The sequence below is a fragment of the Mesorhizobium sp. LNJC391B00 genome (genome assembly GCF_000502535.1).
In the GTDB taxonomy this organism is placed as follows: Bacteria; Pseudomonadota; Alphaproteobacteria; order Rhizobiales; family Rhizobiaceae; genus Mesorhizobium.
In genome coordinates, this window is sequence record NZ_AYWI01000003.1 from 170,097 (window position 1) to 192,864 (window position 22,768).

The 22,768-nt window shown below is 64.8% G+C and carries 21 protein-coding genes and 1 pseudogene; 10 read left to right on the plus strand and 12 right to left on the minus strand.

Annotation, left to right across the window (positions count from 1 at the left end):
* The first annotated feature begins 16 nt into the window (after positions 1–16).
* The 5 genes from X750_RS156125 (at position 17) to X750_RS0132410 (ending at position 5,241) form a co-directional block, all read left to right on the plus strand.
* Positions 17–994, plus strand: coding sequence for a tripartite tricarboxylate transporter substrate-binding protein (locus X750_RS156125; RefSeq protein ID WP_023686552.1), 978 nt, complete (start codon positions 17–19; stop codon positions 992–994).
* A 125-nt stretch (positions 995–1,119) separates the two neighbouring features.
* Entirely contained in the window at positions 1,120–1,656 is a 537-nt protein-coding gene (locus tag X750_RS156120) for a tripartite tricarboxylate transporter TctB family protein (protein WP_023683087.1), read from the plus strand.
* Between the two features lie 4 nt (positions 1,657–1,660).
* Positions 1,661–3,184 carry a tripartite tricarboxylate transporter permease gene (locus X750_RS156115; protein ID WP_023747051.1) on the plus strand — a complete coding sequence of 508 codons (1,524 nt, stop codon included), beginning with the start codon at positions 1,661–1,663 and terminating at the stop codon, positions 3,182–3,184.
* Between the two features lie 15 nt (positions 3,185–3,199).
* Positions 3,200–4,378 carry a CoA transferase gene (locus tag X750_RS0132405; protein ID WP_031205140.1) on the plus strand — a complete coding sequence of 393 codons (1,179 nt, stop codon included), beginning with the start codon at positions 3,200–3,202 and terminating at the stop codon, positions 4,376–4,378.
* Positions 4,375–5,241: a citryl-CoA lyase gene (locus X750_RS0132410; RefSeq protein WP_031205139.1), complete on the plus strand. Its 867-nt coding sequence runs from the start codon at positions 4,375–4,377 to the stop codon at positions 5,239–5,241. The genes X750_RS0132405 and X750_RS0132410 overlap by 4 nt, the downstream gene beginning before the upstream one ends.
* A 6-nt stretch (positions 5,242–5,247) precedes the next feature.
* Here X750_RS0132410 and X750_RS156110 read toward each other — a convergent pair whose 3' ends face one another.
* Both X750_RS156110 and X750_RS156105 read right to left on the minus strand, forming a co-directional pair.
* Complete coding sequence (locus tag X750_RS156110; RefSeq protein ID WP_023669717.1) at positions 5,248–5,724, minus strand: NUDIX hydrolase; 477 nt, start codon at positions 5,722–5,724, stop codon at positions 5,248–5,250.
* A gap of 120 nt (positions 5,725–5,844) precedes the next feature.
* Positions 5,845–6,147, minus strand: coding sequence for a hypothetical protein (locus tag X750_RS156105; protein WP_023683090.1), 303 nt, complete (start codon positions 6,145–6,147; stop codon positions 5,845–5,847).
* A gap of 218 nt (positions 6,148–6,365) precedes the next feature.
* Between X750_RS156105 and X750_RS0132415 the strand changes: the two genes are divergently transcribed.
* Complete coding sequence (locus X750_RS0132415; protein WP_023669715.1) at positions 6,366–6,956, plus strand: invasion associated locus B family protein; 591 nt, start codon at positions 6,366–6,368, stop codon at positions 6,954–6,956.
* A 15-nt stretch (positions 6,957–6,971) separates the two neighbouring features.
* On the opposite strand, the gene X750_RS156100 is transcribed toward X750_RS0132415, so the two are convergent.
* The 7 genes and pseudogenes from X750_RS156100 to X750_RS21945 all read right to left on the minus strand — a co-directional run bounded on the left by X750_RS156100 (position 6,972) and on the right by X750_RS21945 (position 15,182).
* The gene (locus X750_RS156100) at positions 6,972–7,664 is read right to left on the minus strand and encodes a response regulator transcription factor (protein WP_023669714.1); all 693 of its coding nucleotides are present in this window, start codon (positions 7,662–7,664) and stop codon (positions 6,972–6,974) included.
* A pseudogene (locus X750_RS01000000162750) lies at positions 7,661–10,398 on the minus strand (sensor histidine kinase KdpD). The gene X750_RS156100 and the pseudogene X750_RS01000000162750 overlap by 4 nt, the downstream one beginning before the upstream one ends.
* Before the next feature lie 67 nt (positions 10,399–10,465).
* Positions 10,466–11,032: a potassium-transporting ATPase subunit KdpC gene (gene kdpC / locus X750_RS156095; RefSeq protein WP_023744101.1), complete on the minus strand. Its 567-nt coding sequence runs from the start codon at positions 11,030–11,032 to the stop codon at positions 10,466–10,468.
* Between the two features lie 12 nt (positions 11,033–11,044).
* Complete coding sequence (gene kdpB / locus X750_RS156090) at positions 11,045–13,138, minus strand: potassium-transporting ATPase subunit KdpB (RefSeq protein ID WP_023704187.1); 2,094 nt, start codon at positions 13,136–13,138, stop codon at positions 11,045–11,047.
* Positions 13,135–13,362 (minus strand): hypothetical protein, encoded by a 228-nt coding sequence (locus X750_RS156085; RefSeq protein ID WP_023686545.1) that lies wholly within the window; start codon positions 13,360–13,362, stop codon positions 13,135–13,137. The genes kdpB and X750_RS156085 overlap by 4 nt, the downstream gene beginning before the upstream one ends.
* 8 nt (positions 13,363–13,370) lie before the next feature.
* Complete coding sequence (gene kdpA, locus X750_RS156080) at positions 13,371–15,074, minus strand: potassium-transporting ATPase subunit KdpA (protein WP_023747053.1); 1,704 nt, start codon at positions 15,072–15,074, stop codon at positions 13,371–13,373.
* Between the two features lie 18 nt (positions 15,075–15,092).
* Positions 15,093–15,182 (minus strand): K(+)-transporting ATPase subunit F, encoded by a 90-nt coding sequence (locus tag X750_RS21945; RefSeq protein ID WP_023669708.1) that lies wholly within the window; start codon positions 15,180–15,182, stop codon positions 15,093–15,095.
* A 402-nt stretch (positions 15,183–15,584) separates the two neighbouring features.
* On the opposite strand from X750_RS21945, the gene X750_RS156075 reads away from it, so the two are divergent.
* On the plus strand, positions 15,585–17,375 hold the full coding sequence (locus X750_RS156075; RefSeq protein ID WP_023704186.1) for an NAD(P)/FAD-dependent oxidoreductase: 1,791 nt from the start codon (positions 15,585–15,587) through the stop codon (positions 17,373–17,375).
* A gap of 230 nt (positions 17,376–17,605) precedes the next feature.
* On the opposite strand, the gene X750_RS156070 is transcribed toward X750_RS156075, so the two are convergent.
* Positions 17,606–18,832, minus strand: a complete 1,227-nt coding sequence (locus tag X750_RS156070) for an amidohydrolase/deacetylase family metallohydrolase (RefSeq protein ID WP_023726473.1) — start codon at positions 18,830–18,832, stop codon at positions 17,606–17,608.
* A gap of 102 nt (positions 18,833–18,934) precedes the next feature.
* Complete coding sequence (locus X750_RS156065) at positions 18,935–19,300, minus strand: RidA family protein (RefSeq protein ID WP_023707576.1); 366 nt, start codon at positions 19,298–19,300, stop codon at positions 18,935–18,937.
* A 175-nt stretch (positions 19,301–19,475) separates the two neighbouring features.
* On the opposite strand from X750_RS156065, the gene X750_RS156060 reads away from it, so the two are divergent.
* Positions 19,476–19,961 (plus strand): hypothetical protein, encoded by a 486-nt coding sequence (locus X750_RS156060; RefSeq protein WP_023726474.1) that lies wholly within the window; start codon positions 19,476–19,478, stop codon positions 19,959–19,961.
* Between the two features lie 133 nt (positions 19,962–20,094).
* On the opposite strand, the gene X750_RS156055 is transcribed toward X750_RS156060, so the two are convergent.
* The gene (locus X750_RS156055; RefSeq protein WP_023747054.1) at positions 20,095–20,325 is read right to left on the minus strand and encodes a hypothetical protein; all 231 of its coding nucleotides are present in this window, start codon (positions 20,323–20,325) and stop codon (positions 20,095–20,097) included.
* A 146-nt stretch (positions 20,326–20,471) separates the two neighbouring features.
* Between X750_RS156055 and X750_RS156050 the strand changes: the two genes are divergently transcribed.
* The gene (locus X750_RS156050) at positions 20,472–21,113 is read left to right on the plus strand and encodes a glutathione S-transferase family protein (protein WP_023714111.1); all 642 of its coding nucleotides are present in this window, start codon (positions 20,472–20,474) and stop codon (positions 21,111–21,113) included.
* A gap of 137 nt (positions 21,114–21,250) precedes the next feature.
* Positions 21,251–22,753 carry an ATP-binding protein gene (locus X750_RS156045; protein ID WP_023737555.1) on the plus strand — a complete coding sequence of 501 codons (1,503 nt, stop codon included), beginning with the start codon at positions 21,251–21,253 and terminating at the stop codon, positions 22,751–22,753.
* Positions 22,754–22,768: the final 15 nt, after the last annotated feature.

Here is a 22,768-nt window from a genome sequence, read left to right on the forward strand (position 1 = left end):
GATTTGGAGGAATCCCATGCTGAACAGACGCAGATTTTTGATGAGCACCGCGGCCGCAGGCGCTGCCGGATTCGTTGCAACGCATTTGACGCCCGCCCTCGCTCAGGATGCACCGCAGATCCAGATCTTCGTGCCGGCCGCGCCCGGCGGCGGCTGGGACCAGACGGGGCGCACCATCGACCAGGTGCTGCGCAGTGAAAAACTGATCTCCGGCTCGCAGATCACCAATGTCGGCGGCGCCGGCGGCACGGTCGGCCTGCCGCAGTTCATCAGCCAATGGAAGGGCAAGGGCAATTCGCTGATGGTGGCCGGCATGGTCATGGTCGGCGCCATCATCGCCAACAAATCGGCCAACAACCTCTCCGAAGTGACGCCCATCGCTCGCCTCACCGGCGAGTTCGAGGCGCTGGTGGTGCCGGCGGATTCGCCGTTCAAGACGGCCGGCGATTTCGTCGCCGCGCTCAAAGCGGATCCGACCAAGGTTCCGGTGGCCGGCGGCTCGGCCGGTGGCTCCGACCACATCCTGTTCGGGCTGATCGCCAAGACGGTCGGCGTTCCGGCAACCAACCTCTCCTATGTGCCTTTCGCCGGCGGCGGCGAGGCGCTGTCGGCGCTGCTCGGCAACCAGGTGGCGGCCGGCATTTCCGGCTTCGGCGAGTTCTCCGAGCAGGTCAAGGCGGGCGCGCTTCGGCTGTTGGCGATCTCCGCCGACAAGCGCCAGGACGGCATCGACGCACCGACGATGAAGGAAGCCGGCATCGACGTCGAACTGTTCAACTGGCGCGGCGTATTCGCACCGCCAGGCGTCTCCGACGCCGACAAGGCGGCGATGGTCACGATGATCGAGACCATGGCCAAGAGCGATGCCTGGGCAGCCGAATGCAAGAACCGCAACTGGACCCCCATCCTTCTGACCGGCGACGATTATGCGAAATTCCTCGTCGACGACACCGCCCGCATCACCGCGATCCTCAAGGATCTCGGCCTCGCCTGATGTCTTCAGGGGCGGCCACGGCCGCCCCTTCCGACATTAGCCTGCGAGATGGACATATCATGCGCTGGGAGTGAAACTGCGGATGCGGCCGGCGGGAGGATGCCGGCCATCTCGGGAGGACATCGATGAGCACCAGCGACCAGCAGCCGGCGCCCCCGCGCCTTGCCATGCCCGAATTGTTGATCGGCATCGGGCTTCTCGCCTGTGCCGCGGCCGTGGCGTGGCAGACCCTGGCGATCCCGGTTTCGCCGCTCTATTCCAAGGTCGGGCCGACCGTCTTCCCCTACATCACCATGACAGGCATGATCGTGCTTTCGCTGCTGCTCATCGTCGCCGCGCTGCGCGGCGGCTGGCAGCCGCAGGAGGAAAAGGAAACGCCGACCGACTGGAAGGCCATGGGCATCGTCGTTGCCGGCCTGGTCGCCAATCTGGTGCTGATCCAGCCGCTCGGCTTCACCGCCGCCTCGGTCATCATGTTCGTGCTCGTCTGTTATGGCTTCGGCAGCAAGCACACGCTACGCGATGCGCTGACCGGCCTGATCCTGGCGCTTGCCGCCTATTTCGGCTTTGCCAGGGCGCTCGGCGTCAACATTGGCGCCGGCTTCATCGAAAACCAGCTGAACACGGTGATCGACGCGATCATCGCCACTGCGAGGGGCTGACGCCATGGAGACGCTCGGCCATCTCGCCCACGGATTTTCCGTCGCTTTCTCGCCGATGAACCTGCTGTGGTGCCTGGTCGGCACCACGCTCGGCACGGCCATCGGCGTGCTGCCCGGCCTCGGGCCGGCGCTGACCATCGCGCTGCTGCTGCCGATCACCTACCAGGTGGCGCCGGAGGCGTCCTTCATCCTGTTTGCTGGCATCTATTACGGCGCCATGTATGGCGGCTCGACGACCTCGATCCTGCTCAACACGCCGGGCGAAAGCGCCACCATCGTCACCGCGCTGGAAGGCAACAGGATGGCCCGCTCGGGTCGCGGCGGCGCGGCACTGGCGACCTCGGCGATCGGCTCCTTCGTCGCCGGCACCATCGGCACGATGGGCGTCGCCTTCCTGGCCCCGGTGGTGGTGAAGTTCGCGCTCGCCTTCGGGCCGGCCGAATATTTCTCGCTGATGGTGCTTGCCTTCATCACGGTGTCGGCGGTGCTCGGCTCGTCCTCCGTGCGCGGCCTCACCAGCCTGTTCATCGGCTTCGTCATCGGCATGATTGGCGTCGACCTGCAGACGGGACAGCCGCGCTTCACCTTCGGCATGAACGAACTGCTCGATGGCGTCGATGTCATCATTGCCGCGGTCGGCCTGTTTGCCGTCGGCGAGACGCTCTACATGGCCTCGCGCCGCTATGCCGGCAAGGACGAGATCGTGCCGCTCAAGGGCTCGCTCTACATGACCGCGGCCGAATGGGGGCGCTCGTGGAAGCCATGGCTGCGCGGCGCTTTCATCGGCTTCCCGATCGGCGCCATGCCTGCCGGCGGCGCCGAGATCCCGACCTTCCTGTCCTACGCCATCGAAAAGAAGCTGTCGAAGCACAAGGAGGAGTTCGGCACGGTCGGCGCCATCGAGGGCGTTGCCGGACCGGAAGCCGCCAACAATGCGTCTGCCGCCGGCGTGCTGGTGCCGATGCTCACCCTTGGCCTGCCGACCTCGGCGACCGCCGCAATCATGCTGTCGGCCTTCCAGAGCTACGGCATCAATCCGGGACCGCTGCTGTTGACGACGCAGGCCGATCTGGTCTGGGGCCTGATCGCCAGCCTGTTCATCGCCAACGTCATCCTGGTCGTCCTCAACCTGCCGCTGATCGGGCTGTGGGTACGGCTGTTGAAAATCCCGGCGCCGCAGCTCTATGCCGGCATCCTGGTGTTCGCCACCGTCGGCACCTACGGCATCTCGCAATCGCCGATCGACCTCGTCATCCTCTATCTCCTGGGGGCCGCCGGCTTCCTGATGCGGCGCTTCGATTTCCCGACCGCGCCGGTCATCATCGGCATGATCCTGGGGCCGCTCGCCGAAACGCAGTTCCGCCGGGCGATGACGATCTCGAACGGCGACTGGTCGGTGTTCTACACCCACAAGCTGTCGCTGGTGCTGCTGATCCTCGCCTTCATCGGGCTCGCCGGTCCGCATATCTGGGCCTTCATCGAGCATCGGCGCCGGCGCGGGCTGGAGCATGTGCCGGGCGATGCCTGAGCAACCTGGAGCATCATGACCGATCTGCTTGCCGGCATCCGCATCCTCGACCTGACCAATGTGCTGGCGGGCCCTTATTGTGCCTACCAGCTGGCGCTGCTCGGCGCCGATGTCATCAAGGTCGAGACGCCGCAAGGCGGCGATCTGGCGCGCCAGCTCGGCGCCTCGCCGGCGCTCAACAATGCGGGCATGGGCGCGTCGTTCCTGGCGCAGAATGCCGGCAAGCGATCGGTGGTGCTGGATCTCAAGAGCGAAGCCGACCGCGAACGCTTCCTCGATCTCGTCGCCTCCGCCGATGCGCTGGTCGAGAACTTTCGACCGGGCGTGATGGGGCGGCTGGGGCTTGGCTATGAGGCGCTGAAAGCGGTTCGTCCGGGTCTCGTCTATTGCGCCATATCGGGGTTCGGCCAGACCGGGCCGATGCGCGACAATCCGGCCTACGACCAGATCATCCAGGGGCTGTCCGGCATCATGAGCATCACCGGCACGCCGGAGACCGCACCCTTGCGGGTCGGCTATCCCGTCGCCGACACGCTGGGCGGGCTGGTCGGGGCCTTCGCCATCGCCGCGGCGCTGGTCAAGCAGAAGACCTCGGGCGAGGGCGCGTTTCTCGATGTCTCGATGCTCGAATGCACGCTGTCGGCGCTGGGCTGGCCGGTGTCCAACTATCTGACCGCCGGCGTCGAGCCGCAGCCGATGGGCAATGAGAACATGACGGCTGCGCCCTCCGGCGCGTTTCGCACCGGCGACGGCCTGCTCAACATCGCCGCCAACAAGCAGGAGCAGTTCGTCACGCTTTGCCGGCTGATCGGCCAGCCGGAACTGGCCGACGATCCGCGCTTTGCCGAGCGCGAGACGCGCAAGCAGAACCGCGCTGTGCTGAAGGTGCTGATCGAGACGGCCTTGGCGAGCGCCTCGGCCGCAGCCTGGGAGGAAAAATTCAACCGCGCCGGCGTGCCGGCGGGCCGGGTGCTGACGATCCCCCAAGTGCTTGGCGAGCGCCAGGTGGTCGAGCGCGACATGACCACGCGTTTCCAGGGTCTGCCCGGCATGGCGCAGCCGCTGACCGTGGTGCGCGGCGGCTTCATGGTCGATGGCGCGGCACCCTTGCCGGTCCTGCCGCCGCCTGTGCTGGGCGAGCATATGGACGAGGTTTTTTCCACCCTGCCGCCGCGCGCCAGGAGAAGCGCGTGAGCGAGAGAAAAACCGGCCGCGAACGCGGCGAGGAATGGTGGCAGACCGGCATCATCGAGATGAGCCCCGGCATTATCCGGCTGCGCGGCTATGAAATCCAGGAGCTGATCGGCCGCGTCAGCTTTCCGGCCACGATCTGGCTGATGCTGCGCGGCGAATTGCCGAGCGAGGAGCAGGCGGCGCTGCTCGGCATTGCGCTGGGGGCGGCCGTCGACCACGGGCCGCAGGCGCCGTCGATCGCCATTGCCCGCATGGCCATCACCTGCGGCGTCGGCATCAACAGCGCCATGGCGTCCGCCGTCAACGTGCTGGGTGACGTGCATGGCGGCGCCGGCGAACAGGCGCTGTCCTTCTATGGCGACATTGCCGTGGCACTTGACCAGGGTGTTGCGCTGGACCAAGCCGTAGCCGCACGGCTCGACCGTTTCTTCGCCGAGGAGAAAGGCTATGTGCCGGGATTTGGCCATCGCTTCCACCCGGTCGATCCGCGCGCGCCGCGCCTGATCGCAGTGACGCGCGAGTTTGCCGCGCGCGGCGTCGTCAGCGGACGCTTTGCCGACATCGCCGAGGCCGTCGAATCAGAGGCGGCACGGCGCAAGGGGAAGAAAATACCGCTCAACATCGACGGCGCCACCGCCGTCATCTATGGCGAGCTCGGCTTTCCGCCGCCGTTGACGCGCGGCCTGTTCGTGCTCTCGCGCTCGGTCGGCATCCTGGCGCATGCATGGGAACAGTCGCAGCAAAGCGAGCGCAACAAAGGGCCGCTGCCGCGCGAATGGCTGTGGGCCTATACGGGCACGCCGCTGCGGCCATTTCCCGCTGAGGGGGATGAGGGTCCCGCTGAAGGGGACGAGGGCAAGTGAGGTTGGTCAGGCCGGGTCCGGCACTGCCGGCTGAGGCGGCGCCAGGTTGGCCATCAGCGTCGAGAGATCCGGCTCATCGATGAGCAACGCCGCGTCCTGCGGCTTGAGCCATGCCCGCTGGCGGCTCTTGGCCTCCTGCCAGTTGGCCAGTTCCTCGGACACCTCCAACAGATAGACGACGACGTCGACGCGCACAAAATTGTGCTCCAGCCGTTTCCAGTAGGAATAGCTGCCGGCAGGCGCCTTGCGGGTCTTGCCGAGCACGCCGGCTTCTTCGCGCGCCTCGATGGTGGCGGCCTTGCGCCCGCTCTTTCCTTTCATCGGCCAGCCCTTGGGCACGATAAAGCGCTTCGTCGCTCGCGACGTCACCAGCATCACTTCGAAATTGCCTGAAACGTCCAGACGAAAGGGAATGGCGGCGACCTGGCGAATGCGTTCGCCTCGCCTTGCCTTGCGTACCGCCTTTTTCTTCGTCGTCGCCATGTGCTGAAAATCCGGTCGGCGGGCGCACCGCCGCACGCCGCCTGCAAACCCTGATATGCCCGCGAGGCAATGAGCATTTTTAGTAAATAAGTCGACTAAGTAAATCGCAAGCGACCGATATCAACGGCAAACACGCACAATCTGGTTGTTGACGATCTGAATCGGACAAGCTTGCCGGACGACGGGCACTTCGGGGCGCGGCTGCGGCACGATCCGACGGTCCTGCTCGCGATATTGCTGCTGCTGTTGCTGGAACTGCTGCCGCTGCAGGCTGTTGCGCAATTGCTGCAGCTGGTTCTGCTGGATCAGCCGGTTGGCGCTGGGATTGACGGACTGAGCCGCAGCAGATTGCATGATGCCGGCGAGCGTTGCCGCCGCCAGCATTGCCGACATGAGAACTGTCGATAGGCGAAGCGTCGACATCAGTTCATTCCCGTACAGATATAACCTCCTCTCTATATAGGGCGTTCGTCTCGATCTGCCATGGGCCGGTCTGCCATGGGCCGATCTGCCACGGGTTGGCGAAATCCCTGAGGAAGCGGCCCGGCCGCACTTGACAGAAAAGATCGATTGACCGCTCTATCGGGCGCGGATCTCGGCCTCAATCGCGGCTGACTCGAGGCACAATCGGGAGCATATTGATGAAAAGCAGGCAAGTATATTTCGCGGCGCTACTGGGCAGCATCTGTATTCTTGGCCCGGTGGCAGTCGCGGCGCAAACCAAGACCGACAAGGCGGCGCCTGCCGCCGCAGCGCCCGCCCCTGCTGCCGGCCCGACATTGCCTGGCGGCGCCTCGGCGCTGTCCGAGACACATGGCGACTGGACGGTCAATTGCCAGGTAACCGGCACGGCCAAGGTTTGCAGCCTGTCGCATCAGCAGTTCAACAAGCAGTCCAACCAGCGCCTGCTGGCCATCGAGCTGTCGAGCAAGAGCGGCGAGGATGCCGCCGGAACGCTGGCGCTGCCGTTCGGCCTGGCGCTCGCCAAAGGCGTCAGCCTGACCATCGACGACCAGAAGCTGGAAGGCAGCCTGCCGTTCAACACCTGCCAGGCCGTCGGCTGCCTGGTGCCGGTGGCGTTCGATGCCAGCGTCACGCCGCTGCTCAAGGCAGCCACCACGCTGAAGATCGACGCCTTCGCGGCCGACACCGGTCAAGCGGTGAGTTTCACCATCCCGCTCAACGGCTTCGGCGGCGCACTGGCACGGACCGCGGAACTCTCGGCGGACTGAGCAGCGAGCGCGCGGCTACTCAACCTCGCGCAGCCGGTACCCCACCCCGGTCTCGGTGGTGATGTAGCGCGGCTGGTCGGGTGATTTTTCGATCTTCTGCCGGAGCTGGCGGACATAGACCCTGAGATACTGCACGTCGGTCGAATCGCCCCACACCTGCTTCAGAAGGAAATGGTGGGTCAGCACCTTGCCGGCATGCTGCACCATAATGCGCAATATGTCGTACTCCTTGGGGGAGAGCTTTATCTCCTTGCCTTCGACCTTGACGATGCGCTTGACCAGGTCGACGCTGAGATCGCCGGTGTGGAACACCGGCTTTTCGCCCTGCTGCTGGAATTTGTGGCGCAGCGCGACGCGGATGCGGGCGACCAGCTCGTTCATGCCGAACGGCTTGGTGATGTAGTCGTCAGCGCCGAGTTCGAGCGCCGCGACGATGCCGGCTTCGTCGGTGCGGCTGGACAGGATGACCACGGGCACGTCGAGGCCGTCGCCGCGCCATTTCCGCAGGAGATCGAGGCCACCCATGCCGGGCAGGCCGAGGTCGAGCAGGATCAGATCCGGCTTTTGTGCATCGACGAGTTCGATCGCAGCGTTGGCGTTGGGCGCTTCGCTGACCGCATAGCCCTGGCTGCCGAGGCCGACGCGCAGCAGTTTGCGGATCGGCGGCTCGTCGTCGACGACCAGTATGCTGACGTTGGAATTTGTCATGCCGGATCACCAGAGTTTTGCCCGTCCGCGTTCCGTTCGTCCAGGCCGGGCGATCGTGCCGGCTTCGGCATGCGGATGGTGAAGACCGCGCCTTGGCGATCGCTGCGGTTCGCCGCCATGATCGTGCCGCCCATCGCCTCGATGAAGCCCCGGCAGATCGACAGGCCGAGCCCGGTGCCGGCCTGGACCTGATCGCGCTTGCGCACCCGGTAAAAGCTGTCGAAGACGCGCTCCAGGTCGGCGGGCGGAATGCCCGGTCCCTCATCCATGATCTGCAGCGCGACGGAGCCATTGTCGGCCCAGCCCTGCAGCCGGATTGTCGATCCCTGTGGCGCGTATTTCGCGGCATTGTCGAGCAGATTGAACAGCATTTGTTCGAACAGCACGGGATCAAGCTTCAGCATCGGCAGGTCGGCCGGAATATCAACCTCGGTCTTGTGCCCGGCAGTGATCTTGCGTGCCCGCTGCAAGGCCGAGCCGACGACATCGCCGACATAGTGCAGGGCGAAATTCGGTTCCATGGCGCCCGATTCAATCTTGGTCATGTCGAGCAGATTGGCGATGAAGCGGTTCAGCCGTTCGGACTCGTCGAGCACGGTGGTCAGCAGCTCGGCCCGATCGTTCTCGGGCAGTGCCGGCGCAAATTCCCTGAGCGTGCCGGCCGCGCCCATGATGGCCGCCAGCGGCGTCTTCAGATCATGCGAGATCGACGTCAGCAGTGCCGAGCGCAAGCGGTCGGCCTCGGCCGCCAGCCTGGCGCGGTCGACATCGGCGACCAGCTGGATGCGCTCGATGGCAACCGCCGCCTGGTCGGCCAGCGCGTCGAGCAGGCGCTGTTGCTCGGGCGTCAGCAGCGGGCCTTGCTTGTCATTGTCGAGGCCGACGACGCCGACGGCCGTGCGTGCGGTGCGCAAGGGGAGGTAGAGGCGTTTTGCCCCGGGCAGGGTATCGGCGCCACGGCCGGCAGCCCGGTTGTGTTCCCAAGCCCAGCGTGCAGCCGCGATGTCGGCCTCGGCCAGCGTGTCATCGGGGGGATAACCGGCCTTGACGGTGATCGTGCCTTCTTCCGGCAAAAGCAGCACCACGCGCAGCTTCAGCATCGAGGCGATCTGGAAGGCTGTGGCCCACAAAACGTCGTCGAGCGTGCCGGCGCCGGCGAGCTTCTTTGAAAAGAGGTAGATGTCCTCGGTGGCCCGGGCGCGTGAACGGGCGGCGGCTGCCTGACGCTGCACACGCGCCGTCAGATTGCTGGCGATGACGGCAACGACGAGGAAGACNAGACGGCGAAGGCAACGATGCTCTCCGGATCGCGGATCGTCATCGTGTAGCGCGGCTCGAGAAAGAAGAAGTTGAAGGCAATGGCGCTGAGGAAACAGGCGTACAGCGCCGGCCACAGGCCAAAGGTCACTGCCGATGTCAGCACCGCCAGCAGCAGCACGCTGGCAAGGTTGCGAACGTCGAGGAACTGATCGAGGACGGCGCTGACGGCAAGCGCGCCGGCGACATAGACGGTCGAGAAAAGATAAGGCCAGATTTGAAATGGCGTCTGCTCGGCCGCCGCCTTGACCCTCGACGTGGCCTCGTTGTCGCGCTCCGTTCCTGAAATGACATGGACGCTGATATCGCCGGCATTGCGGATCAGATCGTAGGTGAGCGAACCCTCGATCAGTTCGCGCCAGCGCGAGCGGGTCGGCCTGCCGACGACGATATGGGTGAAGTTGTTGGCCATGGCGTGGCGGACGATGTCCTGGGCGACGTTCTGGCCCGGAATGGTCGTCACCTCGGCGCCGAGCTGCTCGGCCAGGCGCAACAGTGTGGCCAGCCGGTCCTTGTCTTCCTCCGACATGGCGGCCGAACGCGGCGTGTCGACATGCAGCGCCGTCCACGGTGCGCGCAGCCGGTCGGCCAGCCGGCGCGCATAGCGGACACGAGACGCTCCGCCCGGACGCGCATCGACGCAGACGAGCACCCTTTCGCCCGCCGCCCAAGGGCCGGGAATCGCGTGCGACTGCATGTGGTTGAGCAACTGCTCGTCGACGCGCTGGGCGGTGCGGCGCAGCGCCAATTCCCGAAGCGCGGTCAGATTGCCCGGCGAGAAATAGTTTTCGACTGCGCGCTGGGCAGTGTTGGGGAAATAGACCTTGCCCTCTTTCAGCCGCTTGATCAGGTCGTCGGGCGTGAGGTCGATGATCTCGATGTCATCGGCCTGGTCGATGATGGAGTCCGGGACCGTTTCGCGCACCCTGACCCGGGTGATCTGCGCCACCACGTCATTCAGGCTCTCGACATGCTGGATGTTGAGCGTGGTGTAGACATCGATGCCGCGCGCAAGGATTTCCTGGACGTCGAGATAGCGCTTGGGGTGGCGGCTGCCGGGTGCGTTGGTGTGGGCGAGTTCGTCGACGAGCACCAGCGCCGGCCGGCGGGCGAGGATGGCGTCGATGTCCATCTCATTCAGCACGCGGTCCTTGTAGTCGACCTTCTGGCGCGGGATGACCTCGTAGCCTTCGACCAGCGCCAGGGTTTCCTTGCGGCCGTGGGTTTCGACGATGCCGATGACCACGTCGATGCCGTCGGCAAGCATGGCGCGGCCGGCCATCAGCATTTCGTAGGTCTTGCCGACACCGGGTGCAGCACCCAGAAATATCCGCAGGCGGCCGCGCTCTTCCCGTTCCGCATGCTCGAGCAGCGCGTCCGGAGAGGGTCTGGTATAGTTGCTTCTGGCGTCCGGCATCAGGCTCGATCATGAACGGCGCCGAGGATCGTGTCGATCCCTGGCCCCTGGCTTCAGAGATTGTCTCTCACTGCTTGGTATCGTCCAGTGCCAGGTTGAGCGCCAGCACATTGACGACCGGCTCGCCGAGGAAGCCGAGTTCGCGGCCTTCGACATGGCTGTCGACAAGCGCCTTGACCTTGGCTTCGTCGAAGCCCCTGGCCTTGGCCACCCGAGCGACCTGGAAATAGGCGGCGTCCGGGCTGATGGCGGGGTCGAGGCCGCTGCCGGACGTCGTCACCAGATCCATCGGCACCGGCTGGTTCGGGTTCTCCGCCTTCAGCTTTGCAACATCGCCCTTGATGCGGTCGATCAGCTTGGGGTTGGTTGGACCGAGATTGGAGCCGCTGGACGCTGCGGCGTTGTATCCGTCGCCGGCAGCCGAGGGGCGGCCATGGAAATACTTGTCGTCGGCAAAGCCCTGGCCGATCAGTTCGGAGCCGATGACCGTGCCGTTTTTCTCGATCAAGCTGCCATTGGCCTGGTGCGGAAACAGCGCCTGGGCGATGCCGGTCATGCCCAGGGGATAGATCAGGCCGGTCAAAACGGTGAAAAAGACGATCATGATAACAGCGGGTCTTATCTGAGTGAGCATGGACGTATTTCCTTAAGCGAGGCCGAGGCCGGTGACGATCATGTCGATCGCCTTGATGCCGGCGAAGGGAACGATGATGCCGCCGAGGCCGTAGACCAGCAGGTTGCGGCTGAGCAGCGCGCCGGCGCCGATGGCGCGGTATTTGACGCCTTTAAGCGACAGCGGGATCAGAGCGATGATGATCAGCGCGTTGAAGATGATGGCCGACAGGATGGCGCTCTGCGGCGTCGCCAGATGCATGATGTTGAGCGCTTGCAGGGGGCCGATTGTATGTCCCGGCGCAACGTAGAAGACGGCAAACATGGCCGGGATGATGGCGAAGTATTTGGCGACGTCGTTGGCGATCGAGAAGGTCGTTAGCGAGCCGCGCGTCATCAGCAGCGCCTTGCCGATCTCGACGATCTCGATCAGCTTGGTCGGGTCACTATCGAGGTCGATCATGTTGCCGGCCTCGCGGGCGGCAACCGTGCCGGTGTTCATGGCGACGCCGACATCGGCCTGCGCCAAGGCCGGCGCGTCGTTGGTGCCGTCACCGCACATGGCGACCAGCTTGCCCTTGGCCTGTTCGTCGCGGATCAGCTTCAGCTTATCCTCGGGCGTGGCCTGGGCGAGGAAATCGTCGACGCCGGCTTCGGCTGCGATCGCCGCCGCAGTCATCGGATTGTCGCCGGTGATCATCACGGTGCGGATGCCCATTTTGCGCAGTTCGGCAAAGCGCTCGCGGATACCACCCTTGACGATGTCCTTGAGGTGGACGACGCCGAGCAGGCGGCCGTCACGCTCGACGGCCAGCGGCGTGCCGCCCGACTTGGCGATCTCGTCGGCGATCGCCTGGAGATCCTTGACGGTGTCGCTGCCGGGGCGCGCGCCGTGAGTGGCCGATGTCGACTGGCTGACATAGGCGAGAACCGAATCGACGGCGCCCTTGCGCACCGACGAGCCATCGATGTCGACGCCGCTCATCCGGGTCTGCGCGGTGAAGGGCACGAAGCTGGCATGCAAGGTTGCCATGTCACGGGCGCGGATGGCGTATTTCTCCTTGGCCAGCACGACGATCGAGCGTCCCTCAGGCGTCTCGTCGGCGAGCGAGGCGAGCTGCGCGGCATCGGCCAGTTCCTGTTCGGTGACGCCCTTGACCGGGCGGAATTCGGTGGCCTGGCGGTTGCCGAGCGTGATGGTGCCGGTCTTGTCGAGCAAAAGCGTATCGACGTCGCCCGCCGCTTCGACGGCACGGCCGGACATGGCCAGCACGTTGAAGCGCACCAGGCGGTCCATGCCGGCAATGCCGATGGCCGACAGCAGGGCGCCGATGGTGGTCGGGATCAAGGTGACGAACAGCGCGACCAGCACCGTCACCGGGATATAGCCGCCGGAATAGGAGGCAAAGCTCGGGATCGTGGCGGTGGCCAGCACGAAGATCAGCGTCATGCCGACGAGCAGGATGTTGAGCGCGATCTCGTTGGGCGTCTTCTGGCGCGAGGCACCCTCGACCAGCGAGATCATGCGGTCGAGGAAGGTGTGGCCGGAGGCGGCTGATATGCGCACGCGAATCCAGTCGGACAAAACCTGCGTGCCGCCGGTGACCGCCGAACGGTCGCCGCCGGATTCGCGAATGACGGGTGCGGACTCGCCGGTGATTGCCGCCTCGTTGACCGAGGCCACGCCTTCGATCACTTCACCGTCGGACGGGATGATGTCGCCGGCTTCGACCAGCACGATGTCGCCAACCTTCAGGCTGGTGCCGGGCACCAGCTTGAACCTGGAGCGGTCTTCGCCGGCAAGCAGCTTGGCCTGGGTTTCGGTGCGCGCCTTGCGCAGCGAATCGGCCTGCGCCTTGCCGCGGCCTTCGGCGACGGCCTCGGCGAAGTTGGCGAACAGCACGGTGAACCACAGCCAGATGATGATCTGCAGCGTAAAGCCGAAATCGCCGCCGCCGGTGGCGAGATCCTTGACGAACAGGACCGTGGTAAGAAGCGAGACGATGGCGACGACGAACATCACCGGGTTCCTGACCAGCGTGCGGGGGTCGAGTTTCCTGAAGGCGCCGCCGATGGCCGGCCACAGGATGCGGGCATCCATGATGCTCGCGGATTTGGACTGGCTCATTTGGTGGCTCCAGTATCTGAACTGTTGGCCGGCACCGACCGATCGGATGCCGAAAAGAGGGGCGGCGGGCCATAGGCCAGCAGCCAGATCACGATCATGACTGCCGCGAGGCCGAGGAAGGTAGATACGCTGGGGAAGGGAGGGGGCGTTTCCTCCCCCTCATTGCCGGCTCGTGGGCCGGCTCGCGGCCGGGCCTTCATGCGTTTTGGGTAGAACCAGGACATGACAAGCCTCAGAATGTCTGGCCGTTGATGGCAGCCAGGTGCTCGACGATCGGTCCGATCGCCAGTGCCGGGAAGAAGGTCAGGCCGACGACGATCAGGATGACGCCGACGAGCAGGCCGACGAACAGCGGGCCGTCGGTCGGGAAGGTGCCGGCGGAAGCCGGAACCGTCTTCTTCGTCGCTAGCGAGCCGGCAATGGCAAGCGCTGGAATGATGACGAAGAAGCGACCCACCCACATGGAGATGCCGAGCGTGATGTTGTACCAGGGCGTGTTGCCGGAAAGGCCGCCAAAGGCCGAGCCGTTGTTGGCCGCCGCCGAAGTGTAGGCATAAAGAACCTCGGAGAAGCCATGCGGACCGCCATTGGCCATCGAGGCGACGGCGCTTGGCAGCACGACCGCTATTGCCGTGAAGACCAGCATGACCAACGGCAGAGCGAGGATGGCGAGCATTGCCATCTTGACCTCCTTGGCCTCGATCTTCTTGCCGAGATATTCGGGCGTGCGGCCAACCATCAGGCCGGCGACGAACACGGTGATGACGATGAACATGACGATGCCGTAGAAGCCGGCGCCGACGCCGCCGACGATGACTTCGCCGAGCTGCATGTTGAGCATCGGGACCAGGCCGCCAAGTGCTGTGAACGAGTCATGCATGGCGTTCACCGCACCGCAGCTCGCAGCCGTGGTGATGACGGCGAATAGTGCCGAAGCGGCAATGCCGAAGCGGCTCTCCTTGCCTTCCATGTTGGCGCCGTCGACGCCCAACGCATGGACCAGCGGATTGCCCGCGGCTTCCGCCCAGTAGCAGATAACGACGCCAGCGATGAACAGCACACCCATCGTGGCCAGGATCGCCCAGCCCTGGCGCTGGTTGCCGACCATGCGGCCGAAGACGTTGGTGAGTGCAGCACCCAGCGCGAAGATCGTCACCATCTGGATCATGTTGGAGATGGCGTCGGGGTTTTCGAAAGGATGCGCGGCATTGGCGTTGAAGAAGCCGCCGCCATTGGTGCCGAGCATCTTGATGGCGACCTGCGAGGCGACCGGCCCAAGGGCGAGCGTCTGCTTGGCGCCCTCCAGCGTGGTGGCGTCGACATAAGGCCCGAGCGTCTGCGGCATGCCGAGCCAGACATAGACAAGGGTGAGCACGATGCTGAGCGGCAGCAGGATGTAGAGCGTGCAGCGGGTCATATCGACCCAGAAATTGCCGATCGATTTGGCCGAGGCGCAGGCGAAGCCGCGGATCAGCGCCACCGCAATGGCAATGCCGACGGCGGCGGACATGAAGTTCTGAACAGTCAGGCCCGCCATCTGCACGAGGTAGGACAACGTGCTTTCGCCGCCGTAATTCTGCCAGTTGGTGTTGGTGACGAAGCTGACGGCAGTGTTGAAGGCGAGATTGGGTTCGACCGATGCCATCCCGGCCGGATTGTAAGGCAGGACGCCCTGCAGGCGTTGCAGAAAGTACAGCACCAGGAAGCTGGCAAGGCTGAAGAAGATGATTCCTGCCGCGTAGGTCGTCCAGTGCTGCTCCTCGCGCTCGCTGGTTCCCGAAATGCGGTAGAGGCCGCGCTCAACGGGCCCGAGTATGGGCGAGAGAAAGGTGCGATCGCCATTGAAGACGCGGTACATGTAGCCGCCGAGCGGCTTCACCAGCAAAACGACGATCCCGCAATAAACCAGGATCTGTATCCATCCGTTGAGTGTCATGGGTTTCCGTGCCTTGCTTCAGAAGCGTTCTGGGCGAACGAGGGCGTATGTCAGGTAGACGAGCAGGAACAAGGTCACGCCGCCACCGAGGATGTAATCGACAAGCATGGTGCGATCCTTCCGCTTAAAGAGCGTCGCAAGCTTTGATGTAGGCGAGGGAAAGACCGAAGAACAAAACCTCGATCCCGATGACGACGATGTCCATTTGTGTTGGTCCTTGCTTCTGCTTGTATTTGGCGCCAGCGACTGGCGAGCCAGAAATTCCATGAGAACGGCCCGCCGTAACTCTGGGGTCACGGCGTCCGCAGCGTTTTGCTCGAGATGGAATATGGACCCGATCGCCATAAAGGTTCGAGACGGGGCCGGGAGGAAAGATATAAAATTCCTATAAAGATTTCCGGGAGATGGCTCCGTTCCGGGCCGCTAGAAACCGACGCCATGATATCGCGACCCCTCTTGCGGCGGCTCCGTCTTTCGAAACAATGGGAACGCAAAACGAGGGAAAAACAGATGCTCGACATGGCACCATCGAAACAGGCGGCGACATGGCTTTGCGCGCTTGCACGGGCGCTGGAAGCTGATGACGCCGAGGCGGCCGCCAACCTGTTCGTCGAGGATTGCTACTGGCGCGATCTGCTGGCTTTCACCTGGAACATCACCACGATGGAAGGCCGCGATGAGATCCGCGACATGCTGCAAGCGACGCTGGCGGAAACGAAGCCCTCACACTGGACGCTGTCCGGCGAGGCGACCTCGGATGAGGGCACCGTCGAGGCCTGGTTCACGTTCGAAACGGCGGTCGCGCGGGGCGAAGGGATTGTGCGCCTTACGGACGGCCGCTGCCGGACCTTGTTCACGGCGGTGCGTGAGCTCAAGGGGTTCGAGGAACAAAAGGGACCGGCGCGGCCGCTTGGTATCCGTCACAAGGCCGATCCGAAGCGCGAAACCTGGGCGGAGGCGCGGGCGCGCGAGACGCGCGACCTCGGCGCCACCGAGCAGCCCTATTGCCTGGTGATCGGCGGCGGGCAGGGCGGCATCATGCTCGGCGCGCGGCTGAGGCAGCTCGGTGTGCCCACCATCATCATCGAGAAAAATGCGCGCCCCGGCGATTCCTGGCGCAACCGTTATCGCTCGCTCGTGCTCCACGATCCGGTCTGGTACGACCATCTGCCCTACATTCCGTTCCCGGAGAACTGGCCGGTGTTCACGCCCAAGGACAAGATGGGCGACTGGCTGGAGATGTACACCAGGGTGATGGAGCTCAACTACTGGGTCGCCACCAAATGCCTCAGCGCCAGCTATGACGAGGCCGAGAAGGTGTGGACTGTGGTGGTCGACCGCGTCGGCCGGCAGATCACGCTGAAGCCGAAGCACATTGTCTTTGCCACCGGCGCCTATGGCCCGCCACGCCAGATCGCGCTGCCCGGCGCCGAGACCTTCAAGGGCGAACTCCTGCATTCCAGCCAGTATGCAAGCGGCGAGAAATTCCGCGGCAGACGTGTCGCTGTCATCGGCGCGGCAAGCTCGGGGCACGATGTCAGCGTCGACCTCTGGGAGAGCGGCGCAGACGTCACCATGATCCAGCGGTCGCCGACGACAGTGGTGAAATCCGACACTCTGATGGAAGTCGGCTTCGAGATCTTCTCGGAAAAGGCTTTGGCGCGCGGCATCAGCACCGACAAGGCCGACCTGATCGTCGCGTCCACGCCGTTCGCGCTTGTACCCAAGGGCCAGCGGGATCTTTACGAGGTGATCAAGGCACGCGACGCAGACTTCTACGACCAGCTACGCGCCGCCGGCTTCGCCATCGATTTCGGGGAGGACGAGACCGGGCTGTTGATGAAGGCCTACCGCACCGGCTCCGGCTACTACATCGATGTCGGCGCCTGCGAACTGATCATCAATGGCGAGATCAAAGTGAAGAGCGGCGTCGGCATCAGTTCATTGACGCCGACCGGCATCCTGTTCGACGACCGCAGCGAGCTGGCCGTCGATGCGATCGTCGCCTGTACCGGCTACCAGTCGATGAACGAGACCGTGGCGGCCATCGTCTCGCGCGAGGTCGCCGACAAGGTCGGGCCATGCTGGGGCCTCGGCTCCGGCGTCAAGGGCGATCCCGGTCCTTGGCAAGGCGAGCTGCGCAACATGTGGAAGCCGACGGCGCAGGACGCGCTGTGGTTCCACGGCGGCAATCTGGCGCTGTCGCGGTTTTACTCGAAATATGTGGCGCTGCAGATCAAGGCGCGGATGGAAGGGATTGCGACGCCGGTGTTTGGGGCGGTGAGTAACGCAGGGCGCTAGCGATCTCCTCCCCCCTCGAGGGGGAGATGTCGCCGAAGGCGACAGAGGGGGTCGNGTGAGTAACGCAGGGCGCTAGCGATCTCCTCCCCCCTCGAGGGGGAGATGTCGCCGAAGGCGACAGAGGGGGTCGCCGCGCGTGGAGCGCTGACCTCCAGCTGCCGCGAGGAGCTTGCGTCCGGTCGAACCGACCCCCTCTGGCCTGCCGGCCATCTCCCCCTCAAGGAGGGAGATTATCCACGCCCGAAATGCCGTGCCGCGACCTCGACATGCGTATGTGCCGCATGCGGCTCGAAGCGCTCGGTCTCGTTGTGGTCGGGCGCCTCGTTCGGCCACCAGACACCGCCGATAACAATGCCTTCTGAGACCAGCCGCTGATCCGCGATCAGCGCCGCACCGACCGCATCGACGAAGGTAAAGCGCCCGGGGCGCAGTCTCAGCACCGCGACATCGCCGACACCGCCAACTTTCAGCGTCCCAAGCTCCGGCCTGGCGATCGCCTCGGCTGGCCTTTGCGTGGCGGCGCGCAGCACCTCGACCAGCGGCATGCCCAGCGCCATCAGCTTCGACATGCAGACCAGTATGTCGAAGGCCGGACCGTCGACGCAGTAGAGATGCACGTCGCTGGAGATGACGTCGGGCGCGAGGCCCTCGGCCAGCATCGCTTTCGCCACGGCGAAGTCGAACGATCCCATGCCGTGGCCGATGTCGAAGATGACACCGCGTTCGCGGGCCAGCCGCATGTCCGGCCGCACCGCGCCGGAAGCGAACACCGGCGCGTTGGGGAATGGCCGAAAACAATGGGTGAGGATGTCGCCGCGGCGCAGCCGTGGCAGCACCTCGGAACGGCCGGGCGGCGGCTCGTCTATATGCGCCATCAGCGGCAGACCGACCTGGTCGGCGGCTTCCAGCGCAAGATCGACCGGGGCGATGCCGCTGGCGCCGCCGGCATGCTTGCCGGAGCGCACTTTTACCCCAACGACGACATCGGCGTGCTCGCGCACCGCGGCCACCGTCTCGCGTGGCTCGCAGAGCCTGAGATCGCTGCATTCGCCGACCGAGACGCTTTGCGAGAAGCCGAATATGCCGGCAAAGGAGATGTTGACGTAGGCGAGAATACGCACCTTCGAGCGCTCGATGACATGGCGGCGAAAGCCCAGAAAATTGCCGGCGCCGGCGCTGCCGGCATCGATGAAGGTGGTGGTTCCGCTCTTGGCCGCCAGCCGGTCGGCGTCGACGCCCAGCGAGGTGCCGCCCCAATAGACATGGCTGTGCAGGTCGATGAGGCCGGGCGTGACGATGCAATCCCTGGCATCCACGACCTGCGTAGCATGCTCGGCGTCGATGGCAGTCTCGATGGCCGCGACGCGACCGCCCGCAACGGCGACATCGCGCGGCGCGTCCAGGCCCGAGGCCGGATCGATCAGGCGGCCGCCCTTGATCAGGAGATCGAACTGCATCGGCGCCTGCCTCTCTTCGTTTTGGGGCATGATCTCTGGACAAAACGGTTTCCGTTTGTCCGAGAAAACCGGTTTCCACTTTCGGGATCATGCCCCGACTGGTCAAACCGGCCGGTAGGCGACGGCTTCGACCTCGATCTTGATGTCGATCATCAGCCGCGATTCGACCGTGGTGCGGGCCGGCGGATTTTTCGGGAAGTGCTTGGCGTAGACGGCATTGAAGGCGCCGAAGTCGCGCGCGTCCTCGAGCCAGACCGTGGTCTTGACGACATCGTCCATGGTGCAACCGGCCAGCGCGAGTGCCGCCTTCACATTCTGCAGCACCTGCTCGGTCTGCTCGGTGATGCCGCCCTTGACCACGATGCGGTCGCTGTCGACCGGCACCTGACCTGAGATGTAGACGAAATCCCCGGCGCGCACGGCCGGCGACAGCGGCACGTGGGATGTTCCAAAACACTCTTTAGGCAAAGGAAACTCCTGTTCAGAATGGCGGGCCGCGCCCCGTTTTCGACGACCGCTCTACGCCTGTCCCGGTGATCCTCATAGGGGGCTTTTTGGAAAGCAGCATTTTTCCAAACGCGTGTTGCTTTATCGCAGGCTCGCCAGCATCTTGCGCGTCGCATTTTCCCGACAGGAGATTTCAATGACCTTCGACAAGAACCCGTTTCCAGAGGGCGATGCCGATCGCCACGCGCTCTGGGAAATGTTGGTGCGGCGCGACATCGACGCCTTTATCCGTCAGGACTGGTCGATGGTCGAGGATGATTTCCTCGCCGACAGCTTCTTCGGCATGCATGCGCATTTCCTCAGCGATGCCGACGCCTGGCGTCTGCAATTCCCGAGCCTTGCCGTCTATCGCGACGAATGGCTGCGCCAGGCCAAGGAGACGGCGGCGGCCAGATTCGCCGAGCCGCTGCGCGAGGCGCTGTTTCGCGTCACCAACATGCGCGACATCGATGTCGATGGCGACCGCGCCGTGCTGCACAAGAAGTTCAACGGCTCGGTGGCCAAGGCCGATGGCAGCGTCGACAAGCTGAAATGGCAGACGCTGTATTTTTGCAGGAAGGTGGCGGGCCACTGGAAGATCGGCGGCTTCGTCGGCTACATGCCGCATCCCTTGGGGATCTGAGTCTTGCCCGCTTATGCTATTGCCGGCCTTCGCGCACGAAGACGTGCGCCTCCCGGGCTGCAGTTGTAAAAGCTCGCCAACCGAATCCACTCGAGCTCAAGCGAGTTGAACGGCACAGGTTCGTCCCACAGGGCTAGCGGGAGCGGTGGTCGAACACGACCGCCATGGTCTTACCAATTGCCGCCATGACGACGAGCTCGACGAGATCGTCGTCGCTGTCGACACAGGTTGGATCCATGCGGCGGATAGCGTCGGGCGCCGCCCTGGTCGAGACGGTATCGCCGGCGCGGAATCTGGAAAGCGCAGAGGAAACAAGGTTCTGGGTTGTCACGTCGATGACAGGTACGCTCTGCACTACGTTCATGGCTTCCTCCTGCCAAGAACCCTCTCCCGAAGGAAATAATACGCCGAACGACGGCGTGTGCCAGCGGAATCGTGGTCCGACCAGATTGCCGGGAGGGCACGTTTGCGTGTTTGATAGGGTCGAGCCCACAGCGTCCAGGACCGGATATGAAACTGTACTTCAGCCGCAATCCCAATCCGCGCCTTGCGGTAGCAACGGCACGTCATCTGCAGGCCAAGGTCGAGTGTGAGTTCGCGGCACCCATGGCGCCCGGGCAGGCTGAGCGGTTTCGTCAGCTCAATCCCAATCTTACCCTGCCGATATTGGCATGGACGGGCGGCAGCCTGTGGGAAGCCGACGCCATAGCCTGCCTTCTGTCGCGCGAAGCGGGTTCGGATTTCTGGCGCGGCGGCGGCGACCAACCCGACATGATCCGCTGGCTGAGCTGGGGCAAGGAAAATTTCGTGCGGGCCTGCGACACCGTGCATTTCGAGCGCGGAACCAAGCAGCGCTACGGGATTGGGCCTGTCGACCAGGGCAAGGTCGAGGAGGGGCTGGCGGAGTTCCGCATCGCGGCAGCGATTCTCGAGGCGGAGCTCGCCAAGCGGCCATGGCTTGTGGGCAAGTCGCTTTCCTATGCCGATTTCCGCATGGCGACGTTTTTGCCGTTCAACGATGCAGCCGGCCTGCCGCTGGTGGACTATCCCTCTGTTCTGGGTTGGTATCGCCGGCTCGAAGCCATCGATGCCTGGCGCGATCCCTTCGACGGGCTGGAAGCGCCGCTTCTGCCGCCGGTCAACTCCGCTTGATGTGCCTTCCCTTTGGGCAGATGGGCTGATGTGTGGCGCTTTGGCAGCATAGGTGTGGAACAGCGGGCGAGTTGCCATGGCGCGCTCGACGGCTCGCGGCCGGGTTGATAAGCCCTGTCCGCAAGGAGAGTCGTGACATGACCGTAGCCATCGAGATGGGACAGACGACGGCGGGTGCGTCGGCGGCGCTCGACCTTGAGGAGCTGCTGGCCACCCGGCTTCTGGTGCAGGGCAATTCCGGCTCCGGCAAATCGCACCTTTTGCGCCGGCTCCTGGAGCAGAGCGCGCCCTGGGTGCAGCAGACCATCATCGACCCGGAAGGCGATTTCGTCTCGCTGGGCGACCATTACGGCCATCTGGTCATCGATGCCGAGGAGCATACGGAGCGTGGCCTGCAAGCAGCCGGCGAGCGGGCGCGCATCCACCGCGTCTCCACGGTGCTCAATCTCGAAGGGCTCGATGCCGAGAACCAGATGCGGCGCGCCGCTGCCTTTCTCGGCGGGTTGTTCGAGGTTGCCCGCGAGCATTGGTATCCGATGCTGGTGGTGGTCGACGAAGCGCAGCTGTTCGCGCCCGCCGTGGCCGGCGAAGTGTCCGACGAGGCGCGAAAGCTCTCGCTCGGCGCCATGACCAATTTGATGTGCCGCGGCCGCAAGCGCGGCCTTGCCGGCATCATCGCCACGCAGCGGCTGGCAAAGCTCGCCAAGAATGTCGCGGCGGAGGCGTCCAATTTCCTCATGGGCCGTACCTTCCTCGATATCGACATGGCGCGCGCCGCCGACCTTCTGGGCATGGAACGGCGTCAGGCCGAGGCGTTTCGAGACCTGGAGCGCGGGCACTTCATGGCGTTGGGCCCAGCGCTGTCGCGCCGTCCGCTGGGCGTGCGCATCGGCCAGACCGAGACCAGCCCGCGCAACGGTACGCCGCGGCTGATGGCAATGCCGGAAACAGCGCTTGAAGACGCGCGCGCCATCATCCTGGCGGCGCCGCCGCCCGAGACGATGCGCGCGCCGCGCCGGATGGCGTCGCCGGAGCTGCTCGACCAGCTGATGGCGGCCAAATCAGCGGCGATGGAGATCCGCCCGGAACCTGCGGAACCGGCGGTAAGCGCCGAGGATATGGCCGAGCGGCGAGAGCGGGTGGACCGTGTCCTGCGCGCCATCCTGGCGCAGCCCGATGCGGGTTTCCGCGTCATCGGAGTGCTTTATCAGGAGTTCGTCGTCCGCTGCCGCATCGAAGGCCTCGCTTCGGTGGTGCCGGACCTCTCAGAATTCCGTCGCATGCTGACGCGTGCCCGCGCCGGGCTCGGCGCCGACATGGCAGGAGATGACGCCTGGCAGGACGTTTCCGTGCGCGCCTCGCTGCTGCCCGAGGACATGCAGGGCGTGTTCATGATGATCGCCCGCGCCGCCAAGGAGGGCTGGCCGTGCCCGAGCGACGCGGCGATCGCGCGCGCCTACGGCTCGCATTCGCTGCGGCGCGCCCGGCGGCTGCTCACCTATATCGAGGAGCAGGGCCTCATCGTCTGCCAGCTCGACGGCACCGGCCGCCGCACGGTGACGCTGGTCGAGCTCGCCTGGGCGACGGCGCCGGGCGACCCCAATGCCGCGGAGGCGGAACAGGGCAGCCTGGCGCTCTGAAAGGCGAACAGGCAG

Coding starts and splice junctions, on each gene's coding strand:
- kdpA (WP_023747053.1), bottom strand. CDS start 15,074: ATGACACTCAACGGATGGATACAGATCCTGGTTTATTGCGGGATCGTC.
- X750_RS0132415 (WP_023669715.1), top strand. CDS start 6,366: ATGAAAAGCAGGCAAGTATATTTCGCGGCGCTACTGGGCAGCATCTGT.
- X750_RS156045 (WP_023737555.1), top strand. CDS start 21,251: ATGACCGTAGCCATCGAGATGGGACAGACGACGGCGGGTGCGTCGGCG.
- kdpB (WP_023704187.1), bottom strand. CDS start 13,138: ATGAGCCAGTCCAAATCCGCGAGCATCATGGATGCCCGCATCCTGTGG.
- X750_RS156115 (WP_023747051.1), top strand. CDS start 1,661: ATGGAGACGCTCGGCCATCTCGCCCACGGATTTTCCGTCGCTTTCTCG.
- X750_RS156105 (WP_023683090.1), bottom strand. CDS start 6,147: ATGTCGACGCTTCGCCTATCGACAGTTCTCATGTCGGCAATGCTGGCG.
- X750_RS156110 (WP_023669717.1), bottom strand. CDS start 5,724: ATGGCGACGACGAAGAAAAAGGCGGTACGCAAGGCAAGGCGAGGCGAA.
- X750_RS156050 (WP_023714111.1), top strand. CDS start 20,472: ATGAAACTGTACTTCAGCCGCAATCCCAATCCGCGCCTTGCGGTAGCA.
- X750_RS156085 (WP_023686545.1), bottom strand. CDS start 13,362: ATGTCCTGGTTCTACCCAAAACGCATGAAGGCCCGGCCGCGAGCCGGC.
- X750_RS156070 (WP_023726473.1), bottom strand. CDS start 18,832: ATGCAGTTCGATCTCCTGATCAAGGGCGGCCGCCTGATCGATCCGGCC.
- X750_RS0132405 (WP_031205140.1), top strand. CDS start 3,200: ATGACCGATCTGCTTGCCGGCATCCGCATCCTCGACCTGACCAATGTG.
- X750_RS156060 (WP_023726474.1), top strand. CDS start 19,476: ATGACCTTCGACAAGAACCCGTTTCCAGAGGGCGATGCCGATCGCCAC.
- kdpC (WP_023744101.1), bottom strand. CDS start 11,032: ATGCTCACTCAGATAAGACCCGCTGTTATCATGATCGTCTTTTTCACC.
- X750_RS21945 (WP_023669708.1), bottom strand. CDS start 15,182: ATGCTTGTCGATTACATCCTCGGTGGCGGCGTGACCTTGTTCCTGCTC.
- X750_RS156120 (WP_023683087.1), top strand. CDS start 1,120: ATGAGCACCAGCGACCAGCAGCCGGCGCCCCCGCGCCTTGCCATGCCC.
- X750_RS156055 (WP_023747054.1), bottom strand. CDS start 20,325: ATGAACGTAGTGCAGAGCGTACCTGTCATCGACGTGACAACCCAGAAC.
- X750_RS156125 (WP_023686552.1), top strand. CDS start 17: ATGCTGAACAGACGCAGATTTTTGATGAGCACCGCGGCCGCAGGCGCT.
- X750_RS156075 (WP_023704186.1), top strand. CDS start 15,585: ATGCTCGACATGGCACCATCGAAACAGGCGGCGACATGGCTTTGCGCG.
- X750_RS156100 (WP_023669714.1), bottom strand. CDS start 7,664: ATGACAAATTCCAACGTCAGCATACTGGTCGTCGACGACGAGCCGCCG.